This is a genomic window from Mesorhizobium sp. P160187, from assembly GCF_057766425.1.
In genome coordinates, this window is sequence record NZ_JBYMDX010000005.1 from 738,924 (window position 1) to 754,634 (window position 15,711).

General features: G+C 62.0%; 15 protein-coding genes, 1 tRNA gene and 2 pseudogenes. 10 read left to right on the forward strand and 8 right to left on the reverse strand.

Annotated elements, in window-relative coordinates; genetic code table 11:
• Positions 1-78: 78 nt before the first annotated feature.
• Complete coding sequence (locus AC3CCE_RS28225; RefSeq protein ID WP_023832462.1) at positions 79-1,191, reverse strand: pyridoxal phosphate-dependent aminotransferase; 1,113 nt, start codon at positions 1,189-1,191, stop codon at positions 79-81.
• On the opposite strand from AC3CCE_RS28225, the gene AC3CCE_RS28230 reads away from it, so the two are divergent.
• Positions 1,190-1,372 (forward strand): hypothetical protein, encoded by a 183-nt coding sequence (locus AC3CCE_RS28230; protein WP_352512340.1) that lies wholly within the window; start codon positions 1,190-1,192, stop codon positions 1,370-1,372. The genes AC3CCE_RS28225 and AC3CCE_RS28230 overlap by 2 nt on opposite strands.
• A gap of 76 nt (positions 1,373-1,448) precedes the next feature.
• Here AC3CCE_RS28230 and AC3CCE_RS28235 read toward each other — a convergent pair whose 3' ends face one another.
• On the reverse strand, positions 1,449-2,624 hold the full coding sequence (locus AC3CCE_RS28235) for a porin (protein WP_023743754.1): 1,176 nt from the start codon (positions 2,622-2,624) through the stop codon (positions 1,449-1,451).
• Between the two features lie 464 nt (positions 2,625-3,088).
• Here AC3CCE_RS28235 and AC3CCE_RS28240 point away from each other — a divergent pair.
• From AC3CCE_RS28240 to AC3CCE_RS28255, 4 genes are all read left to right on the forward strand, one after another.
• Positions 3,089-3,179: transfer RNA gene (locus tag AC3CCE_RS28240), tRNA-Ser, on the forward strand.
• A gap of 268 nt (positions 3,180-3,447) precedes the next feature.
• Positions 3,448-3,690 carry a GIY-YIG nuclease family protein gene (locus AC3CCE_RS28245; RefSeq protein WP_023747471.1) on the forward strand — a complete coding sequence of 81 codons (243 nt, stop codon included), beginning with the start codon at positions 3,448-3,450 and terminating at the stop codon, positions 3,688-3,690.
• Between the two features lie 122 nt (positions 3,691-3,812).
• On the forward strand, positions 3,813-4,985 hold the full coding sequence (locus AC3CCE_RS28250) for a porin (protein WP_352625976.1): 1,173 nt from the start codon (positions 3,813-3,815) through the stop codon (positions 4,983-4,985).
• Between the two features lie 239 nt (positions 4,986-5,224).
• A complete protein-coding gene (locus AC3CCE_RS28255) occupies positions 5,225-6,301 on the forward strand; it encodes a tyrosine-type recombinase/integrase (RefSeq protein WP_352625977.1) in 1,077 nt (358 codons plus the stop codon).
• A gap of 59 nt (positions 6,302-6,360) precedes the next feature.
• Here the strand turns inward: AC3CCE_RS28255 and AC3CCE_RS28260 are convergent, their stop codons facing one another.
• The gene (locus AC3CCE_RS28260; protein WP_352625978.1) at positions 6,361-7,263 is read right to left on the reverse strand and encodes an alpha/beta fold hydrolase; all 903 of its coding nucleotides are present in this window, start codon (positions 7,261-7,263) and stop codon (positions 6,361-6,363) included.
• 311 nt (positions 7,264-7,574) lie between these two features.
• Positions 7,575-9,608: a lytic transglycosylase domain-containing protein gene (locus tag AC3CCE_RS28265; RefSeq protein WP_352625979.1), complete on the reverse strand. Its 2,034-nt coding sequence runs from the start codon at positions 9,606-9,608 to the stop codon at positions 7,575-7,577.
• 278 nt (positions 9,609-9,886) lie between these two features.
• Between AC3CCE_RS28265 and dapA the strand changes: the two genes are divergently transcribed.
• The 3 genes from dapA (at position 9,887) to AC3CCE_RS28280 (ending at position 12,086) form a co-directional block, all read left to right on the forward strand.
• Positions 9,887-10,768, forward strand: a complete 882-nt coding sequence (dapA, locus tag AC3CCE_RS28270) for a 4-hydroxy-tetrahydrodipicolinate synthase (protein ID WP_023832471.1) — start codon at positions 9,887-9,889, stop codon at positions 10,766-10,768.
• 25 nt (positions 10,769-10,793) lie between these two features.
• Positions 10,794-11,273: an SsrA-binding protein SmpB gene (smpB, locus tag AC3CCE_RS28275; RefSeq protein ID WP_023670226.1), complete on the forward strand. Its 480-nt coding sequence runs from the start codon at positions 10,794-10,796 to the stop codon at positions 11,271-11,273.
• Positions 11,274-11,345: 72 nt separating this feature from the next.
• Positions 11,346-12,086: a glycoside hydrolase family 25 protein gene (locus AC3CCE_RS28280; protein WP_352625980.1), complete on the forward strand. Its 741-nt coding sequence runs from the start codon at positions 11,346-11,348 to the stop codon at positions 12,084-12,086.
• A gap of 36 nt (positions 12,087-12,122) precedes the next feature.
• Here the strand turns inward: AC3CCE_RS28280 and AC3CCE_RS28285 are convergent, their stop codons facing one another.
• Positions 12,123-13,022, reverse strand: a complete 900-nt coding sequence (locus tag AC3CCE_RS28285) for a DMT family transporter (RefSeq protein ID WP_245274224.1) — start codon at positions 13,020-13,022, stop codon at positions 12,123-12,125.
• 146 nt (positions 13,023-13,168) lie between these two features.
• Between AC3CCE_RS28285 and AC3CCE_RS28290 the strand changes: the two genes are divergently transcribed.
• Positions 13,169-13,648 carry an Lrp/AsnC family transcriptional regulator gene (locus AC3CCE_RS28290; protein WP_031246857.1) on the forward strand — a complete coding sequence of 160 codons (480 nt, stop codon included), beginning with the start codon at positions 13,169-13,171 and terminating at the stop codon, positions 13,646-13,648.
• Positions 13,649-13,688: 40 nt separating this feature from the next.
• On the opposite strand, the pseudogene AC3CCE_RS28295 reads toward AC3CCE_RS28290, so the two are convergent.
• A pseudogene (locus tag AC3CCE_RS28295) lies at positions 13,689-13,844 on the reverse strand (winged helix-turn-helix transcriptional regulator); the annotation flags it as partial.
• Between the two features lie 8 nt (positions 13,845-13,852).
• Here AC3CCE_RS28295 and AC3CCE_RS28300 point away from each other — a divergent pair.
• A pseudogene (locus AC3CCE_RS28300) lies at positions 13,853-14,316 on the forward strand (zinc-binding dehydrogenase); the annotation flags it as partial.
• Positions 14,317-14,326: 10 nt separating this feature from the next.
• Here the strand turns inward: AC3CCE_RS28300 and AC3CCE_RS28305 are convergent.
• Both AC3CCE_RS28305 and AC3CCE_RS28310 read right to left on the reverse strand, forming a co-directional pair.
• Entirely contained in the window at positions 14,327-14,992 is a 666-nt protein-coding gene (locus AC3CCE_RS28305) for a uracil-DNA glycosylase (RefSeq protein ID WP_023731417.1), read from the reverse strand.
• Positions 14,989-15,570: a LabA-like NYN domain-containing protein gene (locus AC3CCE_RS28310; protein WP_023670234.1), complete on the reverse strand. Its 582-nt coding sequence runs from the start codon at positions 15,568-15,570 to the stop codon at positions 14,989-14,991. Before AC3CCE_RS28310 ends, AC3CCE_RS28305 begins: the two co-directional genes overlap by 4 nt.
• Positions 15,571-15,711 lie beyond the last annotated feature (141 nt).

Here is a 15,711-nt window from a genome sequence, read left to right on the forward strand (position 1 = left end):
ACGGAGTCGGGGTCGCGGCTGATTCTGTTTTGGCCTTGGCGGCCTCGGCAGGCTCTGTTGCGATGGCAATTGGCGGGGCTAGTTTCCCCGCGCAGCGGCGAGTGCGCCGGGCAGTTCCTCGGCAAAGATGTCGAGTTCATGATCGAGGCCGACGCTGACCCTTATGCAACGTTCGAGCCTTGGCGCCATCGGCTTGCGGATGAAAACGTCGCGCGACAAAAGGTTTTGCAGCACTTTCAGCGCGAAGGCGCCGTCCTGGCCGCAGTCGATGGTGACGAAATTGGTCGCCGATGGCAGCGGCTTCAGCCCGTTCGTCTCCGCAATCCCGGCTATACGTGTGCGGCCGGCAGCAACTCGCGCCACCACGCTGTGCAGCCAGTCCTGGTCGGCCAGCGCCTCGACGCCGGCGATCTGCGCCATGCGGCTGACGCCGTAATGGTTGCGGATCTTCTCGAAATCGCGGATCACCTCAGCCTCGGCCACCGCGTAGCCGCAGCGTATGCCGGCCAGCCCGTATGCCTTGGAGAAGGTGCGCATGCGGATGACGTTGGGCCGCGCGACATCGATCGGCGGCAGCGCCGAGGCCGGCCCCAATTCGCCATAGGCCTCGTCGAGCACCAGCATGGTGGTTTCCGGCAACGCTTCGACGAAGCGGGTGATATCTCCTGCTTCCCACCAGCTGCCCATCGGATTGTCCGGATTGGAGAGATAGACCAGCGGCGCCTTCTCCTTGATGACTGCCTTGAGCAGGCCGTCCAGGCTTTCCTTGTCGTTCTCGTAAGGCACCGTGACCAGCCGGCCGCCGACGCCGGCAATGTGGAAGTTGAAGGTCGGATAGGCGCCGAGCGAGGTGACCACTGCGTCGCCCGGCGCGACATACATGCGCGCCACCAGGCTGAGCAGCCCGTCTATGCCTTCGCCGACCACGACGTTTTCGGCGCCGACGCCGAGATGGCGGGCCGCAGCCTGCTTCAGATCGTAATTGTCGGGATCGCAATACATCCATTGGTCACGCGCGACGCGCTCCATACGGGCGATAACGCGCGGCGAAGGCCCGAAGCTGCTTTCATTGGCGCCGATGCGGGCGCGAAAAGCACGTCCGCGCTCGCGCTCCTGCGCTTCCGGTCCGACAAACGGCACCGTCGAGGGAAGCGCGCCGACAAGCGGCGTGAGGGCAGGGCGCTGGCGCATGGCAAAGGCTCACGAGAAGATGGGCCTTCTTGCTAGCGTGCCCGATAGGACGGCGCAAGTTCTGGCGCGGCTGGAAATAGTGGCCATGACGCCCGTGATGAAATCGGCGCGGGTGGCCACGCTCTACGGCCTGACCGCCGGTAGGCGGCAGCCTTTTGAAGGCCAGCACTGCAGCCAATGACTATGGCGACGGATGCTTCAAAAAGAAAAACCCGGCGGTTGCCCGCCGGGTTCGATTTTCAGCCAGGCTCTGCCGGTTAGAACGAGCGCTGGAAGCGGAGGAGACCGCCAATGCTGCTCTTCTTGTCGGCGTTGGTGAAGTTGGAGAAGTTGGCGTCGTCGAACTTGCCTGCGTTGAGGTAGTCGACTTCGGCCGTGACCGTGAAGCCGGGAACAACGTCGTAGGCGATGTTCGCAGCGACGCCGAGGTTCTTCCATTCGTCATACGAGACCTGAGCATTGAACGAGGTCTTCTCGTTGATGGTGTAGGTGCCACCACCCCAGAAAGCCCAGTTGCCGCCCCACTGCTTGTAGAAGCCGCGGCCGCCAGCGTCGATCGCATAGCTCGAGTCCGTCAAATTGTCGTCGGTGCCGTAGCCGCCCATGATGAAGAGCGACAGGTTCTGCATCGGGGTGATGTCCAAACGAACTTTGCCGGCGACTTCTTCGTAGTTGCTGTCATAAGCGACGACGCCGGTGATGGCGCCCCAGCCCTGCGTGTACTTCACGCCGCCGACGACATGCGGAACGTAGCTGTCGATGGTGCCAACGGTTCCGGAGCCTTCTTCGAGAGAGACCACGGCCGAGAAGCCGTTGCCCGCATCGAAGTAGTACTGGACGACGTTGGTATCGAAATCGCCGTAGGGAACGAGCGTATCCTGGAGGACGTTGCCGGCGTAGCCGATGAACGTGTCGAAGGCCGATTCGTCCTTACCGACGCGCAGGCCACCGAGCTGGATCCAGGCGAAGTTCAGCGAAACGTTCTTGTTGCCGGCAGGGTTGGAGTTGAACTCGTCTGCTTCGGTCGTCGGATCGTCTGCCGAGGGGTAGCCGTTGCGGTTGCCGAAGTTGAAGCGGGTCTCGGTGTAGGTCTTCAAGGTGCCGAGTTCGGTTTCCTGGCCGGTCCAGGTCTTCAGCGTGAAACGGGCGTTCTTGTAGAAGGTATCCTGCTCGTCGCCATCCTTATGGTCGAAGGACCTCGCACCATCGAACGAACCCACGTCGCCGGCACCGATGTCGTAACGGACATAGCCGCCGATGCGCAGGCAGGTTTCGGTGCCGGGAATGTAGAAGTAGCCGGCGCCGTAGACGTCGCAAATCTTGACGTATTCAGCCGGTTCCGGCTCGGCGACGACGACGGCGTCGGCGGCACGCGCACCGGAAACTGCGATCAGGGCCGCAGCGGAGCCGAGGAGAAGGCTCTTAATGTTCATTTTCTGACCTCCAGTCAAAAGTTAAAAAACGGGTCTGGGTATTCTTTGCTGAAGGACAGCGTTCCCTGCCCCATCCCCACTACCGAAAAAGATGCGCACCGCGCCGCTCCTTCGAAATCGACATTACCCATGAGGCGGCGGCGTTCAACCACGATCGTACCGGCGAAAGGGCTATGCGGGCGCTATCCCCATGCGTTGTTGCACAAATGACACGATTTGGCCTCAGTCAGAAAGCTCTCATTAACTATCGAAGGGCCCGCAAGCCTTATCCAGCGCCGCGCAATGCGGCCGAATCCGGCGATGGCCGGCCAGAATTGCGGCCATGTCGCCGACTCGCCAGCCAGGGAACTGCCGTAGAATCGCCGCATGCAAAAGGCGCCGCTGCGGCCGAATGCGGATTTTTCAACGATTATCGCGCCGGCTTGTTGATTGTGCCGGCGCTTTTCTCTATCCAGCGGCGCAACGGAGAGGTGGCCGAGTGGTCGAAGGCGCTCCCCTGCTAAGGGAGTAGAGGTCAAAAGCTTCTCGTGGGTTCGAATCCCATCCTCTCCGCCATCCTGCTTCGCTCTTCGAGCTTCGCAGGACAAGCCCAACCCTCAGCGCGAAGCAGGATGGCGGAGAGGATGCCCTCCGAAGCCTTGGCGTAGAAGGGCCGGACCGTGTGGTGTGCTACGTGCCGCACAGCGTAAGCCCAGACAATCCCTTGCAAAATTCGATTGGCAGTCCTGCTTCGCTCTTCGAGCTTCGCAGGACAAGCCCACCTCAGCGCGAAGCAGGATGGCGGAGAGGATGCCCTTCGACGCCCGGCAAAGGAGAGCAGCTCATGTGGTATGTGTATCTTCTGGAGAGTGCGGCTGCCGAACGCGAACGCTATATCGGCATAACGACGGACCTGAAACGACGGCTTGTCGAGCACAATGCGGGGAAATCCAGCCATACATCCAAGTTTCTGCCGTGGCGGATCGTCACCTATATGGCCTTTTCGAACCAGGGCAAGGCAGCTTCATTCGAGCGCTATCTCAAATCCGGTTCAGGGCATGCTTCCGCAAACAAGCGCCTGTGGTGATGGCCGCATCACCCGCAGCAAAGTTCCATTTTTCAATAGACCTCAACAAAAACAACTGATTACAGCGAAAACGCCTGTCGCCGGCTTCACTGTCTTGTTCGATTCTGACTGGAGGTCAGAAAATGAACATTAAGAGCCTTCTCCTCGGCTCCGCTGCGGCCCTGATCGCAGTTTCCGGTGCGCGCGCCGCCGACGCCGTCGTCGTCGCCGAGCCGGAACCGGCTGAATACGTCAAGATTTGCGACGTTTACGGCTCGGGCTACTTCTACATTCCCGGCACCGAAACCTGCCTGCGCATCGGCGGCTATGTCCGCTACGATATCGGCGCCGGCGACGTCGGCGCATTCACGGGTGCGGAGTCGCTCGACCACGAAGATGGTGACGCGCAGGACACCTGGTACAAGAATGCCCGCGCCACCTTCAAGACCTGGACCGGCCAGGAAACCGAACTTGGCACCTTGAAGACCTACACCGAGACCCGCTTCAACTTCGGCAACAACAATCGGTACGCCACCAACATCGCTGATGATCCGGCCACACCCCTCGTCGATGAAACCGCTTTCGATAGCAATCCGGCCGGCATGAAGAGCGTTTCGCTGAACTTCGCCTGGATCCAGCTCGGTGGCTTGCGCGTTGGTAAGGACGAATCGGCCTTCAATACGTTCATCGGCTATGCCGGCAACGTCATCCAGGATACGCTGGTCCCCTACGGCGGCTTCGACACCAACGTCATCCAGTACTATTTCGATGCGGGCAACGGCTTCTCCGCCGTCCTCTCGCTCGAAGAAGGCGCTGGCGTCGTCGGCACCATCGACAGCTATGTTCCGCATGTCGTCGGCGGTCTGAAGTATACGCAGGGCTGGGGCGCCATCACCGGCGTCATTGCTTACGACAGCAACTATGAAGAAGTAGCCGGCAAGGTGCGTTTGGACGTCACCCCGATGCAGAACCTGTCGCTGTTCATCATTGGCGGCTACGGCACCGACGACAATCTGTCGGATCCGACCTGGGCAATCCCGGCCGGCGGCCGCGGCTTCTACAAGCAGTGGGGCGGCAACTGGGCAGTCTGGGGTGGTGGCACCTACACCATCAACGAGAAGACCTCGTTCAACGTCCAGCTTTCGTATGACGAGGACAAGAACTTCGGCGCCGCGGCGAACATCGCCTATGACGTCGTCCCCGGCTTCACGGTCACGGCCGAAGTCGACTACATCAACGTTGGCGACTCCGATTGGACCGATGCCCGCGATGACGACGCCATTGGCGGCATGCTCCGCTTCCAGCGCTCGTTCTAAGGGCTAGCTTTAAACAGGTGAATACCAGCCCGGGCGATTCAACGCCCGGGCTGTTTTGTTTCGTGACTGGGTCAAGACAAGCAGAAGGAACAGGGGGAATCGGCAGCTGAACAGTCCGTAGGGTGAGTTCGTGGGATCCGCTGATGGTGGATGAATTCACAACTGCGTGATTAAATCTCTTGAAAGGACGCTTCCAAGCGGGTAGGTCTGACTCTATCCACTCGGGGGTGTGGCAATTTATGACCATCGAAGCGATACAAGAGGGCGACCCCTCCGAACATTTCTCAATGTTCTCTTCTCAAAATGCGAAGATAAAATACAGCTACAACAAGATCAGAGAAGTAAAGTCGCACCGGGTCGGAGAGCTTTTTTCAGCGTACCGAGACATACTCTGGGATGATGGGCGACATAAGTACAATGTCAGCTCCTTCATCGGCGAAATAGACGAGATTCTCCTCGGAGAACGGTTCAGCGCCTTCGACCAGAGCACCCTTGACAACCTTATCGGCACCTTGCGCCAGCGCGGCAACAGCAACGCAACCATCAATCGAAAGATGGCTGCCCTCAGCAAACTGCTGCGCAAGGCTTACAAGATGGGGGATATCCACAGCCTGCCCGAGTTCCGCCGCCAGAAGGAGCGGGCGGGACGGATACGTTTCCTCGAAAGGGACGAAGAAGCAAGGCTGTTCGCCGCCATCAGGACCCGCAGCGAGGATGCCTACCGTCTTTCATGCTTTCTCGTGGACACCGGATGCCGTCTCGGCGAGGCGCTCGGACTGATCTGGAACGACATCCAGGAACACCGCGTCTCGTTCTGGATCACCAAATCCGGCCGCAGCCGCACCATCCCGATGACCGAGCGGGTCAAAGAGGTGATCAAACTGCCGCCCTCAGAGGGCCGCCGGCCCAAAGGTCCGTTCACCAAACTCAGCCAGGCGCAGTTTCGCGCCATCTGGAACGATGCCAAGGCCGAGGTCGGCCTCGGCGCCGACGACCAGGTGGTGCCGCACATCTTGCGTCACACCTGCGCCTCACGTCTGGTCCAGGGCGGCATCGACATCCGGCGCGTGCAGATGTGGCTCGGCCACCAGACGCTTTCGATGACCATGCGCTATGCGCATCTGGCCACCAACGATCTCGACGGCTGCGTCGTCGTGCTGGAAACGCCCCGCGGCGAAGGGCTGTCCGGTGATGGAAAAAACTCCGCCTTCGCATCGCCGCTGACCACGGCCTCAGTGCCAACGCCTGCCCAAAAGAGCAAAACGGCAGCGGCGAAGGCACCCAAGACGCCCCGGAAAAGCTCGAAAGCCAAATAGTTACCCAAGGCTTTCATATACTGCCATGGCAACCCCAGGATCATATTTGATCTTGAGGTTTACTTATCCTGGGCCGTATTTAGTACTCCATCAAGGAAGGCCGCGATAGCGCCCGGCAGGTTGCCTGTCTCCAGGAAGGGGGCATGGCCTTGGCCCTCGACGGTGGTCGCTTCCATGCCGGGATGACGCTTTTGCATCTCGTCGAGTGTGTCGGCCGACAAGAGTTTCGAGTTGGCGCCGCGAATGGCAAGCAAAGGTATCGCCGCCAGCGCCTCGAACTGTGGCCACAGATCCGGCAACGGCTTGCTGAGGTCGAGGCCCGCCACCGTCTCGACCAGTTGGGGGTCGAAATCCGGCAACAGGAGGCCTTCGTCCGTCTCGCGGTAGAGGGCCGACACCATCCGCTCCCAATCCGCCGCGGTCAGAGCGGGAAAATCCGCGCCGTGCGCGACGCGTTGCGCATCGATCGCCTCATGGCGGCTCTTCGGTTTCGGTGCCGGGTCGAGACAGGTTTGGATATGGGCCAGCCCCGCGGCCTCGATCACGGGTCCGATGTCGTTCAGCACTATGGCTTTCAGTATGGCTGGCCGCAGCGCGCCGAGCACGTGGATGATCAGTCCGCCACGCGATGTGCCGATGAAGGCCGCTTCCTCGACGTCCAGGGCAGCCAGCCCGGCGAGGACATCGCCGGCCTCGATGCCGATAGTGTAGTGGCCGATATCAGGGTCGTAAGCGGACTGGCCGCGGCCACGGTAGTCGAAGGCGATGACCTTGCGCGGATTGTCGGCCCGCTGTGACAAATAAAGCGCCAACTCATGAAAGTCGCGCGCGTTGCGGGTCAGGCCGGGCAGGCAGACCACCGGCCAGTTTCCCGAGTTTGTCTCACCGTAGATGCGAGCGTGAAGTCTGAGGCCGTCCGGCGCTGTGTAGAAGAAATCGGAAAAGCCGTCGGTGCTCGACATATTGAAAGGACTCCCTGGCCGGATTGTCTCCGTCTGCTACAGGCGAGGGTGGGAGCGGTCAAATCGAGGGTTGTCGGCAAGCTGACACTCTTGGAAATGTCGGAGGGACAGCGCCCCCCTCTGTCCTGCCGGACATCTCCCCCACGAGGGGGGAGATTGGCGGTTCAGGCGCTACGCCCTTCCTTCGACGTTGGAGATTGGCGAAATCGGCAACGACAGCTGATCTCCCCACTCGTGGGGGAGATGGCCGGCAGGCCAGAAGGGGGCGCGAATGATCGCCAACGTCTGCCCATGGCGACAGCTCTGCCGCCTCAACCCCGCCCGTTCACCAAATCCCCAACGATGTCGTACTTCCCCGAAATACGCATCTTGTAGACCTCGTAATTCTCCATCACGCGCTGCACGTAACTTCTTGTTTCGGTGTAGGGAATCCGCTCGATCCAGTCGACGACGGCGTCGATGCCCTTGCCGCGCGGGTCGCCGTACTTGGCTACCCATTGGCTGGCGCGGTTGGGGCCGGCATTGTAGCCGGCGAAGGTCAGCACATAGGAGCCGCCGAAGCGGTCGAGCTGCTCGCCGAGGAAGGCAGCCCCCAACGTCGCATTGTAGCCGGCATCGCTGGTCAGCCGATCCTGGGAAAAGCTCAGTCCTGCCTTCTTCGCCAATTGCTTGGCGGTGCCCGGCATCAGCTGCAGCAGGCCGCGCGCGCCGGCGCTGGAGACGGCGCCGACATTGAATTCGCTTTCCTGGCGGGCGATCGCATAGGCCAGCGCCTTGCCCGAGCCGGATATGTCGGCGGTGTCGGGAATGACGCCCAGCGGATGCGACAGCGCGCCGACATCGATGCCGCGCGCGCCGGCGATCTTGCCGATCTTCAGCGCCATGAAATGATTGCCCTGCTTTTCCGCCAGCACCGCAAGCAGCGCCAGCTCGCCGGGGCTGGTCAACTGCCCGGCGAGGTCGCGGTAAAGCGTCTCGGCATAGCGGTCGTAGCCCGCCTCCTGCAGCCGCTTGATGGCGCTGACGGCTTCGCGGCCGTCAAAGCTTTGGCGGTCGGCAGTGCTTGGCTCGGGATAGACGATGTTCAGCGTGCGCAAGCCAACCCGTTCCGCCGCCAACTGCCCGTAGAAAGTGGTGCCATAGGCTGCCGCCTTGGTGAAATAATCCTTCGCATTGCCGGGACCGCCGACTTCCGCCGCGCGGCCAAGCCAGTAATAGGCGCGTGACAGCGACATCGGTCCCTGCGCGAGATCGGCGATGCGGGCAAAATGGGTCGAGGCCGTCGCAGGATCGTTGAGGCCGCGCAACGCATACCAGCCGGCGTGGAATTCGGCCTCGGCGGCGCTGGCGGGGCTTTCGGCGGCATGCGCGGCAACGATCTTGTAGGCGGTCTTCCAGTCGCCCTGGTCGACCAGTGCGCGCGACAGCACGCGGCGCTCGACCCACCAGGCATCGGGATCGACCAGCGCGTCGCGGCTCGTTGGCGCTTTCATCATCACCGCGGCGGCGTCCGCAAACTTCCGCTGCTTGCGCAGATATTCGGCTTGCGCGAAGAAATAGCCGGCCGATTGCTGCGCGGCAGGCACCGCTTTCAACAGCTTGGCCGCGTTCTTGTCGCCACGCGAGGCGGCGGCCCAGGCATCGGCCAGCGGTTGCCCGCCGGCAAGTGCTGCGACCCGCAGTGCCGAATTCTCCCGGTCGGCATAAAACATCCGTTCCATGCGGAAACGATGGTCGGCAGCCGGAATGATGGCGCCAAACTCCTTGCTGACGGCCGCCTCGTCCCTGGCTTCCAGCTTCTCGGTGCGCCAGAATGGCGACAGCACGGAAAGCGCAGCCTTGGTGTTGCCAAGAGCTACATAAGAACGGGCAAGGATGACCACGCCTTGAAAGGTCAGCGGCTGGCTGCCGTCAAAGGCTTTCACCACGGTCTGCGGCGAGGGGTTTTCGCGATAAAGCGCGCGCTCGCTGTTCTTGCGCAGAGCGATGGTGCCCGGCCAATTCGGCAACATCTTTGCGGTATCGGCAATCTCGCTGCTCGGCACACGGTCGCCGCCATAGAGCGCGATCGCCCAGGCCAGGATATGGCGGTCCAGCGAACTGGCCGGCAATGTTTCGCGCACCGCTCGTGCCGCGGCGATATCGCCGGTCGCCAACGCGTCGAGACTGCCTTTCAACACGGCGATATTGGCGGAGGGCGCATCGGTCTGCGCTCCATCTTGCATGTCAGGCATCGGGATCGATGAGGTCGTCTGCTCGTCGACGCTCTCGTTTGCCGCCGTTCCCACTATCAGCAGGGCAACGGCGCCAAGCAATATGAAGCGGAGTGGCCGACTGGCCGGCATGATCCTGATCTTTCCCTGTTGCGGCACTTTAGATGGCAAGCCCAGGTGCCCGAGAGCCTAGACTTAGGTCGTGAAGAGCTCGTAAACAAAGGGTTATCGAGGCCGTTCGAATTGCGCTTGCTGGCACCATCGGCATGCTTGCCGCGCAACAGTGTCGAGACTATGGTGCGCGGCTTCGCTTTCGGCTAGAAGGCGCCCGATGCATGTCGCCCAAAAGCGGGAACCGGTTTTGGGACGATGACACGCATAAACAAACAAGTTCCAAGGAGTTGGACGACATGCTGAGAGGCTCGCTTACTGCGCTCGTGACGCCGTTCGAAAAGAGCGGACGTTTCGACGAGAAAGCCTTTCGCGCCTTCGTCGAATGGCAACTTGGCGAGGGCACGACGGGCCTCGTCCCGGTCGGCACCACCGGAGAGTCGCCGACGCTGTCGCATGACGAGCATCGCCATGTCGTCAAGGTCTGCATCGATGTGGCCAAGGGCCGCGCTCCGGTCGTCGCCGGCGCCGGCTCCAACAACACCGCTGAAGCGGTCGGTCTGGTGCAGTACGCCGAGCAGGCGGGCGCCGACGCCGCTCTGGTCGTCACGCCTTATTACAACAAGCCAACACAGCGCGGCTTGTACGAGCATTTCGCTGCCGTCGCCAGGGCGACCAAGCTGCCGATCATCATTTACAACATCCCGCCGCGCTCGGTGATCGACATGATGCCGGAGACGATGGGCAGGCTGGCGCACGACTTCAAGAACATCGTCGGCGTCAAGGATGCCACCGGCAAGGTCGAGCGCGTGTCCGAACAGCGCGCCACCTGCGGCAAGGATTTCATCCAGCTTTCAGGGGAGGATGCCTCGGCGCTCGGCTTCAACGCCCATGGCGGCGTCGGCTGCATCTCGGTGACGTCGAATGTCGCGCCGCGGCTGTGCGCCGAATTCCAGGAAGCCACACTGTCCGGTGACAGCGCCAAGGCGCTGGAATTGCAGGACCGTCTGCTGCCGCTGCACAAGGCGATCTTCCTTGAGCCCGGCCTGTGCGGCGTCAAATACGCGCTGTCGAAGATTGGCAAGGTCGAGAACGTGGTGCGCTCGCCGCTGGTGACCATCGAGGCGTCGACCGCCGAGAAGATCGATGCGGCGATGAAACACGCCGGCTTGATAAATTAAGGATGAGGCGCCACCTCTCCGCATCATGAACCAGGTCAGAAAAGCCGATCCCAACAACAAGACCGTTGCGGAAAACCGCAAGGCGCGGTTCTCCTATGAGGTGCTCGACACGGTCGAGGCCGGCCTTGTGCTGACCGGCACCGAGGTCAAGTCGCTGCGCCAGGGCCAGGCCAACATCCAGGACAGCTACGCCTCGGTGGAGGGCGGCGAGATCTGGCTGATCAATTCCTATCTGCCGGAATACCTGCAGGCCAACCGCTTCAACCATGAGCCCAGACGGCGCCGCAAGCTGCTGCTCAACAAGCGCGAGATGGCAAAACTGGCGCAGAGCATCGACCGCGAAGGCATGACGCTGGTGCCGCTGAAAATCTACTTCAACGACCAGGGCCGTGCCAAGCTGCTGCTCGCCGTCGGCCGCGGCAAGAAACTGCACGACAAGCGCGAGACAGAAAAGCAGCGCGACTGGTCGCGCGAAAAGGGCCGGCTCATGAAGGAACGGGGCTAAGAACCTCGAGCCACAGCCCCAGAAAAGCCACATCGGCTTTCAAGTTTCCAGCGACATACGATGGGGAAAGGCTTGAAGAACCGGATCATTCTCTGGGGTGCGGCCAGTCTGGTCTTCCCCGGCATCGTCGCCGCAGGTGGCATCTTCTATTTCCGGACGTTCTCGCCGGATCGTGACAGCTATCCGGTCAGGGGTATCGACGTTTCCCATCATCAGGGTGAGATCGACTGGCGGCGCGTTGCCGCCGACGATGTCGCCTTCGCGGTCATCAAGGCGACCGAGGGCGGCGACCATGTCGACGATGCCTTCGCCAAAAACCTGCGCGAGGCGCGCGCGGCCGGGCTTGCGGTCGGCGCCTATCACTTCTTCACCTTCTGCCGGCCGGGCGCCGACCAGGCGAAAAATTTCATCGCGGTGGTGCCGCACGACCAGCCGCTGCTGCCACCGGTCGTCGACATCGAATTCGGCGGCAACTGCCCGCAACGCCCGTCGCCGGAGCAGCTGAGCGCGGAACTCCAGGCCTTCCTCGGACCGGTTGAAGCTGCGTTCGGCAAGCCGGCGATCATCTACCTGACCGACGAGGCCGAGGACGCCTATGCCGGGAAAATCGACGTTCGCCCGCTCTGGCGTCGCTCGTTGCTCCTGGAGCCAGGTCGCAACGACTGGATCTACTGGCAGTACCACAATATGGGCCGCGTCGACGGGATCGAGGGCGATGTCGATCTCAACGTCCTGCAGGGTGGGCAGCAAACGCTGGCCGAGCTATTTGCTGCACCCGCATCGCTCTCTTCGCAAAAGCCTCCATCGCCTTGAACGAATCAGCTGGCCTTGAGTTTGGCATCCGCAGTCTTACGCAGGCTTGGGAACAGGCCTGGAAAGAGCCGAAAAAGCCATCCCCGCGGCCATGATCAGTACGGCGGCGAACTGGGCGCCGGTCGGCGTCTCGCCGAGCACCGTCATCGCGATCAGCACGGTTGCGATCGGCACGCATGGCATGAACAGCGATGCCGCCTGCGACCCCAGCTGCCGGACGATATAGGTGTACAGGAACATGGCGGCCGCACCCGCCAAAAACCCTTGAATGACGATCTGGCTGGCAATCTCGGCCACTGATGCCGCGCGGAGGCCGCTTGGGGCAAAGAAATAGAGCAACGGCAGCGGCACGCATGACAGCAGCACCACCGTTGCGGTCGCCGCAACCGGATCGACGCGCCAGCGCCGCACGAGAACGGCATAGGCGGCAAACATCGCGCCGGATCCGACGAACAGAAGATCGCCGAAGAGGACATCCTTCATGCCGCCGCCAGTGCGCACGGGTGCAATGAACAGGATCAGCCCGGCGATGATGGCTGCGACGCCGATGGTTCGCTGGTGCGAGGTTTTCTCCCTCGTGGCGATGCGCGACAGCACGAATGAGAAGAACACGATCGAGGCAGGGCAAAGTGCGGCACCATGCGCTGCCGGCGCATAGGTCAGTCCCCAATTGATGATGATAGGGTAGGGCAGTCCGGCCAGTGCCGCCAGCGTCAAGGCACGCCGCCAGCCCAACGCTTTGCTGGCTGACAGGCCGCCGCGCCAGACAACCGGCAGCATGACCAGTCCGGCACCGACAAAGCGCAAGGTCGCGACATCCGTCGCCGTAAGATGCTCCCGCAGGCTAAAGCGGGCTGCGACGAACTGCACGGCGTAAATGCCGATCATGGCGAGGCCCGCAAGAATTGCCGGCTTTGTGTTTCGGTCCTCTGTCACGCGCATTCTTGTCCCGCTCGATTCTGCCAGCGGAGGATTCCTCCTCCAGACGGCTCTCGTTGAAAGCGCAGCCTATTGTTGAGAATGGTGCGACAAAATAGGCTGCTTTCGCGAGCTGGGCGTGAATCTCACACAATAGAGGAGCCATGAACGTGAATCATGAATCCGACCAACTTGATGCCATCGACCGCAGCCTGCTGCGGTTGTTGCAGGAGGATGGGCGTCGCACCACACTCGATCTCGCCGCCCGTGTCGGCCTGTCGCCGACCGGCACCAGCCAGCGCGTGAAGCGCCTTTTCCGTGAGGGTTTCATCACCGCGGTCCGGGCCGTGCTCAATCCGCAAAAGATCGGCCGTGGCACGCTTGTCTTCATCGAAGTCAGGCTCGACCAGGCGGCGCCGCATGTGTTCGACCGTTTCGCCGAAGCGGTAGCAAAGGCCCCCGAAGTGCTGGAGTGCCATATGGTCGTGGGCGGCTTCGACTATCTGGTGAAAGCGCGCATTTCGGAAATGGCCGCCTATCAGGATTTTTTGAAGCGCGTGATCCTGCCGCTGCCGGGTGTCAGGGAAACGCACACCTATGCGTCGATATCGGACGTGAAGCCGGACGCGCTGCTGCCGGTGTGAGACGGGCCGGACCAACGCAAGCCGTTGCCACGCCTCCGCTTCAAGCGGCCTGGGAAACCTCCGGCGCCAGCGTCACATTCGCATCGCCCCAGACCTTCAGCGCGGTGATCACGGGCTCCAGGCTTCGGCCACGAGGCGTCGGGCTGTACTCGACCTTCGGCGGCATCTGCGCATAGACCTTGCGGGCGATGAGCCCAGTCTGGCTCGCTCGGCTATGCGCAGGCGGCAGCACTGCCGACGACGGCGATCACCGCCTTTGAGGCGCTGTTCGACCGCCTCGATGTGAAGAAGCTAGTCATCGGCGCCGCGAACACCATCCTGATCGTCGGCGGCGCCGGCGGCGTCGGGTCGATCGCGGTCCAGCTCGCGCGCCAGCTGACCGATCTGACGGTGATCGCCACCGCATCGCGGCCCGAAACCCGCGACTGGGTCGCAAGAGCGTTTCGGTCCACTGGGAGCCGATGTTCACCCGCTCGCTGTATGAAACGCCCGATATGGCCGCGCAGGGCGAACATCTCAACGAACTGGCGCGCCTTGTCGACGCCGGCACCATCCGCACCACGCTGGGCGAGACGTTCGGCCCAATCAATGCCGCCAATCTGAAGCGCGCCCATGCGCTGATCGAGACCGGCAAGGCCAAGGGCAAGATCGTGCTCGAGGGATTTTGAGAGGCAGCGTCTAGTTCCGCAGGAACGACGCGATCTCGCTGAATACCTTGACGAACATCGCTTCGGTCAGCACCCCAGTGTTGGTGTTGTAGCGCGAGCAGTGATAGCTGGAAAACAGCGTGACGCCGCCGGCCGGCAACTGACCGCCGTGCTTGAACGGATAGGCGGCGACGCGCTGGCCCAGCGCCCTGACGGTCGACTGGTGGGCGATGGAGCCCAGCGCCAGCAGGGCGCGCAGTTTGGGAAAGCGTGCAATCGTCGGCACCAGAAAGCTGCGGCAAGTGGCGATCTCGGCGCCGACCGGCTTGTTTTCAGGCGGCACGCAGCGCACCGCATTGGTGATCGCGGTGCCGATCAGTTCGAGCCCGTCATCCGGCCGCGCCTTGAACTCGCCGCGGGCAAGACCGTGAGCGATCATCGTTGAGTAGAGCAGGTCGCCGGCATAGTCGCCGGTGAACGGTCGCCCGGTGCGGTTGGCGCCGCGCAGGCCGGGCGCCAGCCCGACGATCAGCAGCTCGACGGCGTCCTCGCCATCAGGCGGCAGGAAAGTCGGCACCGGCGCATTGAACCACGACGGCTCGCGCTGCCGCCAGTCTGCGATGAAATCATGCAGGCGCGGGCAGAGCGGGCAGTCGCGGTCGGGTTCGGGAGCGGCGTCCAAGGCCGCCGCCGTCAATAGTCTTCCTCTTCGACTTCGGCCGGCTCGGGCCTGCGCACCGGCCGTTCGGAGGGATCGCGGCCGACCTCGTTCTTCAGCGAGGTCAAATCGATGAAATGGTCGGCCTGGCGGCGCAGATCGTCCGAGATCATCGGTGGTTGCGAGGCCATGGTGGAGACGATCGAGACCTTGCGGCCGCGCCGCTGCAGCGCTTCGACCAGTGTGCGGAAGTCGCCGTCGCCGGAGAAGATGACATAGTGATCGACAACATCGGCAAGTTCGAGCGCATCGACGGTCAGTTCGATGTCCATATTGCCCTTGATCTTGCGGCGGCCGGTCGAGTCGGTGAATTCCTTGGCCGGCTTGGTCACCACCTTGAAGCCATTGTAGTCGAGCCAGTCGATCAAAGGGCGGATCGAAGAGTATTCCTGATCCTCGACCAGAGCGGTGTAGTAATAGGCGCGCAGCAAATAGCCGCGCTTCTGGAAGCTGGACAGCAGTTTGCGGTAGTCTATGTCGAAGCCGAGTGCGCGCGAGGTGGCGTAGAGATTGGCGCCGTCTATGAAAAGAGCGATTTTTTCACGGGGGTCGAACATGGCAATATTCCTTTTTCGAAATAGGTGGCGGACTAATCGAAATGGGTCGTTATATCGGTCGGCTCGTAAATAAACCGGCTGACCTTTCGTAACCGAGATAGCGCCAGTTTTACGGCAATCCAAGGGTGCCGGGGCGCACTG